Origin of the sequence: Nocardia cyriacigeorgica (genome assembly GCF_010858045.1) — a bacterium.
Lineage (GTDB): Bacteria > Actinomycetota > Actinomycetes > Mycobacteriales > Mycobacteriaceae > Nocardia > Nocardia cyriacigeorgica_E.
The window spans coordinates 1-11,079 of sequence record NZ_JAAGVC010000071.1 but is presented as its reverse complement, the minus strand read 5'-3'; the positions used below and the strand labels follow the sequence as shown (position 1 = coordinate 11,079).

Annotated in this window: 1 protein-coding gene; it reads left to right on the top strand. The window is 70.1% G+C overall.

Annotated elements, in window-relative coordinates:
- Positions 1 to 56 precede the first annotated feature (56 nt).
- The coding region (locus tag GV790_RS28275; protein ID WP_256673585.1) for a toxin glutamine deamidase domain-containing protein at positions 57 to 11,079 on the top strand (11,023 nt) is incomplete at its 3' end.

The window sequence follows — 11,079 nt, the reverse complement described above, 5'->3', positions numbered from 1 at the left end:
CCGACGACTCCGCCCCCGTCGACCCCACAGCCGATGCCTCCCGCCTCCGGGACGACTTGCGAAACCAAACGCCCGACGGCGCCCGGCCCACCCCGGTGCGGCGCCCGGAACTCGGCCCGAACGGCCTGCCGGGCGACCGCACCACGCCGATGTTCGACTCGACCCGATTCGGCAATGACGGATCGCCGGTCACCGTCGCCACGGTCCGCGTCCATGTCGATGCCGACGGCACCTTGGACGCGGCGGGTCGCCAGGCGGTGACCGACCACATGCAGCGCACGGTCGATGAGCTGCTCAACAACGGCTCGCGGCTGCGCAACGGGGACACCCTGCTCATCGACATTGTCGCGACGGCCGACGTCGACGCCGCCCATGTGCGGGTGCGGGCCGGCGATGAGCCCGGCCCCGGCGTGCGCACCGCCGACGACGACCCGGCCGTGATCGTGAACGATCTGCGCCGTCATCTCGGGCTCGGCCCGCTCAACCCGAACCTCGGCACCGATCTCGGTTTCAGCGACGCGGACCTGGCTCAGCTGAGCAACGACATCGCCGCGGCGAACACCCCGTCTCGGCTCGACGGCATGCCGGCGACCCGGGAGATCGCGCCGAATTACCTCGATGTGCTCGAGGACCCGGTGCACCAGGCTCGCGTGCAGGACGCGCTGCGCGATGGCGACCGATTCCTGATCGGTGCCGATCCGCGCACCAACGATTACGGGCAGCTGATCAATGACGGTGGGCCCGAGGTCTTCGGCCGGTCGACCAACTGTGTCGACTGTGTGCTGGCGGCCCTGGCATCGTTCTTCGGCGATCCCCAGGTGGCCTTCCCCCGCTGGTTGAGCGAGGCTTTCGCCGACGGGTCGATCGATTCGCCGGAAGGGGAGCCCGACGGCGACCGGCGTATCGCCGACTGGCTGGGCCGGGACTGGCGGCGCAACGCGAACCTACCGATACCTGTGCAGTTCCACGGGCTGCATCACCGCATCAACTCGCTGGGTCCGGGTTCGGCCGCAGTGGTGATCAACTACTGGCACGCCACCGATCCGGACACCGGACAGAAGCTGTTCGACGACGCCGGCCTGCCCGTCTACGACAACGGCCATGCCACGCTGGTGGTGTATCCGCTGGGGGCAGACGGCCCGGTGTGGTGGGATCCGCAGCAGAGCAGGACATCCGACACGCCGCCGAGCCTGCTCGTCGACAACAGCGCGGCGATGCTCTACATCGACCTCCCGGCAGATTTCGCCGTACCGGCGGACCAGCCGCAACCGAAGCAGGAGCACGACGGTGGATCGACTCCAGACCAGGCAACAAGTGGAACGCCATCTCGCTCAGATCTTCCCGGGCAGGCCGTTCCGGATTCATCGCGCCCGGCACGGGTGGGTGTGCCGGCCGATACTGTCATCGGGGCAGGGGATCGGTCTGGGGAACTACGTGGTGGACTCCCGGACGGGCGCGGTGACGGCGCATCCGAGCCTGCCGCCGGCGGTGATCGGGCAGATGTTCGACCAGGCGATCGAGACCGGGCAGCCGATCAGGGCGCATCAGATCCATCCGCCCCGGTGGCAGGCGACGATGCGGCGGATCCACGAGGGCCGCAACGAGATCGAGTACCTGGTGCAGGCCCGGTCGACGGACGAACCGATGCTGGAACACCGGCTGACGATCGACAAGCAGACGCTGCGCAGCCGGACGGACACGCCGGCGATCCATCCGGTGTGCGCACGGGCGAAGGCGTGGGCGACGGCGCACCGGAGTCCGGACGGGACCTGGCCGCAGCAGGGGACGTTCGAGCTCTAGCCGATCCGGACTCCGCCGACCCCTACGACCTCGTCCGGGATCCCGGCCAACCGGACGGCTGGCTGGTTCATCCGGTCGACCCGGCGCAGGCCGAGGTGCGGCAACTGCTCGCGCGTACCGCGACCGGGCGGGCCGCGCTCGCTACCTTGCGCGCGGCCGATGTGATGGTCCGGTTCGAGGAGCCCGGCGCGGGGCCCGCTCTTCCCGATGCCTTCGACGGGCGGACCATGGAAGCCTTCGTCGGCACCCGCGAACGCGACCTGATCGCACAGGCGGCCGCGTTGGTGCGGTTCGCGGCGCTGACCGATGCCGTGGTCGCGGGCCGGGTGGAGACGATGCCAGCCCGCATCCGCGAGCTCGACCGTGCCGAGCACATCGACGCACACCGGTGGGCAGAGGCGGAGGCGACAGCGCGGACCGCGGAATTCCGGGACGAGCTGCGCCGCGCGGGCTACGACCCCGATGCCGTCCCGATCCGGGATGCCGTGGACGCCGCGGTCCGCGCGGACCTCGAGTCGGCGTACCTGGACGCATATGCGGATGCGCTGCGTCGGGCCGATTCTCCGGAAGCCGAGCGCGCAGCCCGCGACACCGCCATCGCGGAGTTGCTCGCGCACCCGATGTTCGACCCCGTCGACGCGGACACCGGGCCGACGAAAGCCGCCGGTGCGCAATGGGATGCGGAACAACGTCATCGGCCACCCGAGGGCATGGACGAATACGTTCCGTCCTCGCCGGAAGCCGCGCGGGCGGTCGCAGCCCTGCTGCGCGCCGAATCCGCGGCCGCACGCGAGGTCATGCGGATCGAAGGCGATTGGGACCGGGTTGTCGATCGGATTCTGCTGGCGGCGGGCCGCTCTGGTGACGAGCTGCCGAATACCCGGCCCGAGATCCTCGAGGAGTTCACCCGTCATCCCGATCTTGGCGAAGCCGACGACGTGCGGGTGCTCGCGGAACTGACCGAACAGCTCCGCAAAGCCTCCGCCGACCGGACACGCCTGATCGACGAGATCACCGACTTCATCCGGCGGGATCTGACCGATCCGCGGGTTGCCGACGATCGGCCCGCCCAGCTGCGGGTGGAGCGCGACCCGACGGGTGTGGTGCATGTGCGGCGCACTGGCGGCGATGCCCCCGTGCACCCGGACGAGACATCCCCACCGCGATCTGCGGAACCGGATGCCGCCGTTGTGCGGGTCGAGGGCGAACCCGATTCCACCGTCGTGCGGGCCGACGCCGAACCGACGGCCGCCGTTGTGCGCGCCGATACCGAACCAGACAGCCCCACCGGCGAATCCCTCGGTGATCGCGCCGCCGCGCAACTGCGTGATCTGATGTTCAACCCCAGAAACTCGGATCTGGCCCGCTGGGCGACCTACACCCTCGACCGGCTCGGGACGGATGTGCGGTTCAGCACCGAACCGGATGCCAGGCTCGGCAGGCAGCCGAACGGCAGGCCCGATCACGGCCCGGCCGCCGGGTACGACCCGGCGACGAACACCGTCGTGCTCGATCGCAATGCCGACCCGGCCGAAATGATGCGCGAACTGGTGCGCGGCGCCCGGCTGGCGGAACTGTTCGCCGCCGATGCCGGCGAGCCGCTACCGCAGCTATCGCTCAGCCGCGACGAGTACGTCGACCTGATGCTGGACCGGGCGGCGGAGGCCTTTGCCCTCGCCTACCAATCCGATTCCGATTGGGTCGGCACATTCGATCTGAAGCGCCCGGGGGTCTCTGCGCTCGAACGGGCATTTGTCTCCGCCTACAAGGGCGCATTGCGGCTGGCCGTGTCGACCTATCGGAAATCGGGCTCGGTCCGCTCCTATCCGGCCTATCACCGGGCGGCATTCCGGGAAGGCGTGCGCGCGGTACGCACCCAGCTCGACACCCTCGGACCGCTGCTGGACGGCCGCCGCCACAGCGACCACTTCGGAGCCATCTGGGATCGCGCGCACGGCATCGTCCCCGGCACCGGCGAGGGCAACAGCGCACCACGCCGGCCCCATATCGATCGGGACCATCAGCGCATGGCCGACCGACTGGCCGGGGAGATCGAAAACCTGCGGATGGTGCGTGAATTGGGTACCTACGTGCCGGTCGGGCACGCGGAGGAGGCCTACACCCGCGCCCACGACAAGGCATACGCCAAGGCGGAGAAGGCTTTACGGCGCAACCCGGACGGACCGCCACCGGAGCAGGCCGCCCAGCGGGCCGGCCGCGACGCGCTGGAGCGCTACCTGAGAAGGACCGGGCCGGAGAACGCCGAGATCCTGTTCGACGTCATCCGGGCGACCGGCGACTCCAATGACTCGCACTGGGGCTACCCGATGAAGCCCGCCGACGACGATTCCGGCTCGCTCGACGTGGCCAACGACCAGGTCGACGCGGCACCCGATCACACCGCCGACCCCGATCTCGTGCGGCGGGTACTCGACCTGGAGTACAACGACGAACCGCACCCGGAGCGCCTGACCGACGCCGTCGCTCGCTATCCGGGCGACCCGGAAAAACACACCTTCCCGCGGCTGATCATCGTCGCCGAACCGGGCGGGCATTTGGATGCGCTGCGTGAGCTTGCGGTCCGGCACCCGGAATACACCGATGTGCTGTGGGATCGGACGCACGGGCTGCGATACCACCTCGCGGTCAGGGGCCCCGACGGCGAGCCGATGGCGAAACACATCCCCATCGATACGGCCGAAGGCGCCTTCCGTAAACCCGGTATCCACGAGGCACAGGACGAAATTCTGGCGCACTACCTGCGCTTGCGGCAGGAGAACCGGATCTCGCTCGGTTTGGGCGAATGGCTGGCACAGCTCGGACCGGAGGCTTTCGAGCCGAGGCCGAAGAACCGCCCCGGCGGCAAAGGCCCCACCCTGTTGCGCGACACCTTGACCGAACGACCGTTCCGTGGCGGCGAGGTGGACCCGACGCATCCAGGCGATGTCGTGAATCGCTTGGTTCGACGCGAGATTCCGATGCCTACGGGCCCGAGACCGGAGTGGCCGCCGCACTATTCACGGGCGATTTTCGATATCGGGCCGATGCCTGCCAGCATCAACCTGGCCCCCGACGGGCGCGGCGGATGGCGGGTGGCGCCACCGCTGGACGGCGGTTCCGTCGACGTCCTCAACCAGCTGTTCGAAGGTCTGGCCGACACAACCGAGGAGCGCATCGTCGCCCGGATCGTCAAGGTGCTCGAGGACGGTTCGGCCGACCTGTACGACCGCAGCCCACCGCGCGGTAAATTCGGCACGTTCATCGACGGGCTGCCGTGGCGGTCCGGCCGCGACGGCGATTCCGATACCGACCGTCTCGGTGACCCGGCACCGGAATCGGGCGATCGGCGCGAGAGCACCGAGCCTGCGCCGGCCACCGGGGAAGACCGCACGCCGCTCGGCGGACCGGTCGCCGACGAATGGACGCGGCTGACCCCGGCGGAAGTCGGCGGCCGCCTGCAGGCCGAGTTGCGCGACATGCTGGACAACCCCGAGCTCGTGGTCGTCGGATTCGACCGGACCGGCATCGACCCCGAGTTCGCCCGCGAATACGCCAGAGCCATGGTCGATCTGGTTACGCGGTACCCGCAGGTCGATGTGCGCCGTCTCGGCATCGACGAGATGTCCTCGGGGCTCGTCGGGCTCACCCACGCGGCCGAAAACGACAGCACCGGTGGGCTGTTCACCAAGTCGATGACGATCAACACCCGGTTCGCGGCCGACCCGGAAGGGCTGCGGCAGTGGATGGCCGACGGGGTCGCCGCGGGCCGCTTCCACCCCTCGGTGCTCAACCGCCCGGTGTACGCCGCCGTGACCCACGAATTCGGCCACGCCCTCGACTACGCGGGCAACAGGGCCGCACGGGCGATGCTGGACGACACGCTGATCGAGTTCTACGTGAACAACCGGCTCGGCACGGGCACGGTCGAGGGCTACGACAATTGGCTGCACGATCAGCTCACCGGCTACGGCTTCGACAAGGCCGGCGAGCTCGATCCGGGCGAGGCGCTCGCGGAAGCCTTCGTCGACGTGGTCCTCAACGGGCGCGACAACGTCAACGACGCGGTGGGCCAGGCCTACGACCTGCTCGTCGGGGCCGCCGAGCGGACGACCGGCGTCGACGTCGGCCACTCGCCCGTACGCCACGAGCAGGGGCCGGGTACGGCGGATCGATTAGGCGACCGCGACACCGAATCCGGTGCGGCCGATCGCGCATCCGATCGGATGGCACACGACGGGATTTCGCCGTTGCGGCCGCCCGACGAGGACGACACGCCCGACAAGCAGGACGCCGAAATGCTCGGCATCGTCGACAACGACGAGTGGTCGGATCTCTCCCCGCAGCAGGTCGGTGATCGGCTGCGCGACCTCTTGCGTGATATGACCGGCAATCCGCACTTCGACATCTTCGGATTCGATCTGTCCGGGCTCAACGCTGTCGTGGTGCGCGACTACGCCCGCGGTCTGGTCGACATGTTCGCGCGGTTCCCGCAGGTCGACGTGCGGTCGGTGGGCATCGGGCGGCTGGATTTCGGAGTGCTGGGGGAGACCGAGGGCATGAGGCACCCCGGCTCGGATTCCTGGCACGTCCAATCCATCACGCTCAGCTACGACGATGCGTGCAGCGCGTACGCGTTCCTCGACTCGGCGCGAAACGGCGTGAACAACAGGCAGTTCACCCCGACGATCCTGCGCCGCCCGGTCTATTACGTCACCGTGCACGAGTTCGGTCACGCCCTCGATTACGCGGGCAACCTGGTGGCCCGCGACACCGCCGAATCGGAGCTGCTCGCGCGGGCGAAAGCCGATCCGGACGGCGATTTCGGCGAATGGCTGCGGCAGCTCAGCGGATACAGCCTCGACGAGGACGGGATGTTGCTGCCGGGGGAGGCCCTCGCCGAGGCGCTGGCCGAATACCTCGTCGGCGGTGCCGACCAGGCGAATACGCCGGTGCGCATCCTGTACCAGCTGCTCCTCGACGCGGCCCGCGATCCGTCGCAGGCCGATGCGCCGGCGCCGTCCACACCCGACCGGATGGCGGTCGACGGTGATCCGGCACGGTCCTCCGGGGACGACCCGGACAAGGCGGCGGCTCGGCGCGACTCCGGTGACGAGGGCGCCCAGCCGGATTCGGCCGACGACGGCGCGATCGCGCCGGACTCGGTGGACCCGCCACCGAAGGTCACCATCGACGTCGACGGTCAGCAGGTCGAGGTGCCGGTACGCGAAGACGGCCCCGACCGCTGGCGCGTCGTGCCCGAATCGGCGGAACCCGAACCCGTCGACACCCGCTCACCATTGCGCCGCGAATGGGATGCGGTCCGGGAGATGATGCCGGGCCGGGAAGCGCAACCCAAGTACCCGTCCGGGTCGCCGGTCGGGGATTCGGCCGGTCAGGCCGCTATCCGTGACGGTGTCGCCGGCATTCCGGACCTGGTGGGGCCGCCGCCACCCGCACCGCCTCCCGCGCCGCCACCCGACGTCCCGCGGATCGAGGCCCCGCCGGAGGCGGGCCCGCCCGATCCCACGCTGCTGCGCATCGCCCAGCAGGCGCCGATCTGGATCCAGAACCGGGAGATGATCCCGATTCTCGGCGAGCTGTCGGGGCGCATGCGGGGCTCGGCGGGCGAACATCTGCCGATGCGCACCGCCGACGGCGAGGAATACCGGCCCTGGAACACCGACGCCGATCCGGATCTCGTTCGCGAACAGGTCGTCTCGGATCACGACGTCGAACGGATCACCCCGGAGGAGGCCAGGCAAGCTCTGCTGGACGCCTTCCCCGGCGCGAATGCCGAACAGCGGCAACGGATCCTCGATGATCTACTCGACCGCGACCTGATCAGTGGCGAAGAAGCCGAACGGCTCGCCGACGAACCGCCCGCGGGCGCCGGTGCGCCGGAACCGGCCGGTCCGCCGCCGGACGGGGAATCGCTCACCGACGCGGCTCAGCGCCTGCTCGGCGTCGACCTGCCCGACGAGAGCCCCCAGACGCTGCGCGACCTCATCGACGAGCACCAGTACCGGGTGGTGCGCGCGGCCGCGGCGATCGAAGGCCTCGCGGCGGCAGCCCAGCGCCTCCACGAGGAACAGACGCTGCCCTACACCAAGCTGGATTGGGACGGCACCGAGCCGGACGCACCCGGGCTGGACCGCGGCGCGGAACCGGCACAGCTCGACGGGCCCGAGCGCCGTCCCGAGGACTCTTTCGACGACGACTTCACCGATGACGACGACAACGCCGAAACACCGCGTCGCAACCGCTTCGCCGAGCCCGATCCGGCGGGCCGGGCGGTGCCGTTCGCCGATGCGGTCAGCTTCATCGACCAGAACCCGATGGGCCGATTCCGCAACGAGATCATCGCGGCCTTCGGCCACCACCTCGGCCTGCTGGACACCGTGCCGATCGGCAATGGCGCCGACCCGCTTCCGGAATGGGGTGAAGGCGACGAACTCGGCCGCGACCAAGGCTTGCGCCAGTTCTTCGAACACGCGCTGCGCCGCGATCAGCTGCGCGACGAGTTGGCCACCTGGGCCGCGATGCGCGATCTGGACGTGCGCCAACTCACCGCGGAGCTGCTCGACGATGTGCTGAACCAGTTGCGCGAGGCCAATATCGCGCGCTCGGACCGGGTGGCCGAATTCGCCGATCTCGCGCGTCAGCGGTATCCCGAGACCGAGGACGGGGACCTGGTCGGTGCGGCGATCGGCGATCAGGTCGTGCGGATCCCGGAGCCGGACGGGCCCGACCGGTTGATCGTCGTCGACGGCGAGCGCAGCAGGCACCAAGCGCTCGCGGACGCTCTCGCCGGCGACCCGCAACTGGTCAGCGACCTCGCCGACGGCCGCCTGACCGTTGACTACCGCGTGGCCCGCACCGATTGGACCGGGCGCACCCACCTCGAACCGGTCGACACCCCGCAAGTGCTGCACCGGCGGGAAATCATCGACGGACGCGAACTCTCGGTGACCCTGGTCCGCGAGGGCGACGGCCCCTGGCAGCCCGTGCCCGAATCGGATCCGGCGCCGGTCGGCGACCCGGCAGGTGCCGCGCCGCGCCCGCGCGACGAAATCCTCGCCGACCTGATCCGGGCGATGCACGAGCTGGGGATCGGCCCGGCCGATGTGCATCCGGACATGATCGACCAGACCGTCGCCGATCTGCTGCTCGACAATGCCGTGCGGGCCGCGCAGATCGAGGGCCTCACCGATTTCACCCGCTCCGCCAACGACATCCAGACCTTCCACGAGATCGGCGACGCGCGCAGCAAGCTCGCCGACAGGCTCGGCATTCCGCAGGCCGAACTGACCGGCGAGACCATGGGGGAGGCGCTCAGCGACACCTCCAAGCGTCGTGCCCTGCGCACCCAGCAGCTCACCGACCTCGCCGGATACGCCAACCAACTGCGTGAGGTCGACGCGGCGGCCGTCGATGCCGCACGCAACCGCTTGGCCGAGCAGCTCGTCTCCGATTCGGTAGCCCGCGCGGTGACCAAACCGAAGTTCGCCGAGCGGGCCGGGGTTTCGCTGCAACATGCCGCGCTCATGCCGCCGGGTCGGGTCGATGTGCCCGGTCAGGGCCGCAAGTTCGCGGTCGATCCCACCGGGATGTCACCGGCGAAACTCGCCACGGTGATCCGTGATCTCGAGGCGCGCGGCCACGGCGACCAGGTGCGCGCGGCGCTCACCGAATACGCGAACGCGCTGCTGGACATCGACCCGTACGCGGCGGTCGCGCGCGGTGACTACAGCCGCGACCCGCGCGTGATCGACGGCAGATTCCCGATGCACGACCGGGATTCGATGACCGCGCTGCGCGACATCATCGCCGACGCGGTGCGCGCCCGCGGCGCCGACGATTTCGCGCGCGCCCTCGCCGATGCCGCCCGTCGCTTCGACACCGGCCCGCTGCCCAGCGAGAATCCGGCGTGGCGCCCCACACCCAACCGGGACTGGGCGCGCATCGTGGGCGTCGACCTCACCGACGCCGACGACGCCACCTTCCGCAAGGTGTACGAGGCGTACCGGGACGGCCGGATCGAAAAGCACGAAGGCCTCAGCCCGGAGAAGCTGGCCGCCGAACTCGCCGCGCTACGAGCCGAAGTCCGCGACCAGGCCGAGCGCATCAAGGACGTCGCGCGGCTCGCCGACGAGTTCTACCGTGCGATGCGCGAGGCGCAGATGGGCGCAGCAGACCCGCGCGGCCCGCTTCCGCGCCAACCCGGCGAAAGCGCTGATCCGGCTCCCCCTGTGGATGATTCGGACTCCGGCCCCATCCCGGCAGCCGCTGGCGGCAACCTTCCGCCCGGCGACCCGCCGAAGGCCCCGCCGGCACCGGGTGACCCGGATGAGCCCGGTGCGGGTGATTCGGATGAGGCGGATTCCCGGAGTGAGCCGGGTGAACGTGGTGCGGGCGATGGTGCGGTGTCCGGGCGTGAATCGGGTGAGCCTGGTGCGGGCGATGGTGCGGTGTCCGGGCGCGAGCCGGGTGAGCCTGGTGCGGGCGATGGTGCGGTGTCCGGGCGTGAATCGGGTGAGCGTGCTGCGGGCGATGGTGCGGTGTCCGGGCGTGAATCGGGTGAGCGTGCTGCGGGCGATGGTGCGGTGGCTGGGCGTGAGCCGGGTGAGCGTGCGTCGGGCGATGCCGGTGGTGTGAAGTCCGGGCATGAACCCGGGGCGCCCGACACCGGCGACGCCGATGGTTCCGGGCGTGACTCGGACGCCGGCGACCCCGCGCGAAGCAGCACAGCTGAGCGCTCGCCGTCTGCGTGGTTCGAGCAGCAGCAAATCATTCAGGCCGAATGGGAAGCCCGGATGGCGGCCGAGCACGCCGCGTTCCTGCGTGGTCTGGCCGACGCCAACCCCGCCGACCGTTGGTCCGTCCTTCGCGCCGACCAGGCCGAATGGTCGGCCCGCATGGCTGAGGAGCGCGTGCAGTGGTTGCGCGACACCGCGATTCATCCGCTGCCTGATGATCCGCAGAGTCCCGCCGAGGGCTCGCGTGACGCAGGCTCATCGCCCGCCGGCCCGGGCTCCGTGCGCGGTCCGGCTGAGCCTGGCACGGGCGACTCCGATGGTTCGGCACGCGACTCCGAGTCCGGCGATGCCCCCGCGCGCGTACTCGAGGGCCCGCCGTCCGCGTGGTACGAGCGGCAGCAGATCATTCAGGCCGAATGGGAAGCCCGGATGGCGGCCGAGCACGCCGCGTTCCTGCGTGGTCTGGCCGACGCCAACCCCGCCGACCGTTGGTCCGTCCTTCGCGCCGACCAGGCCGAATGGT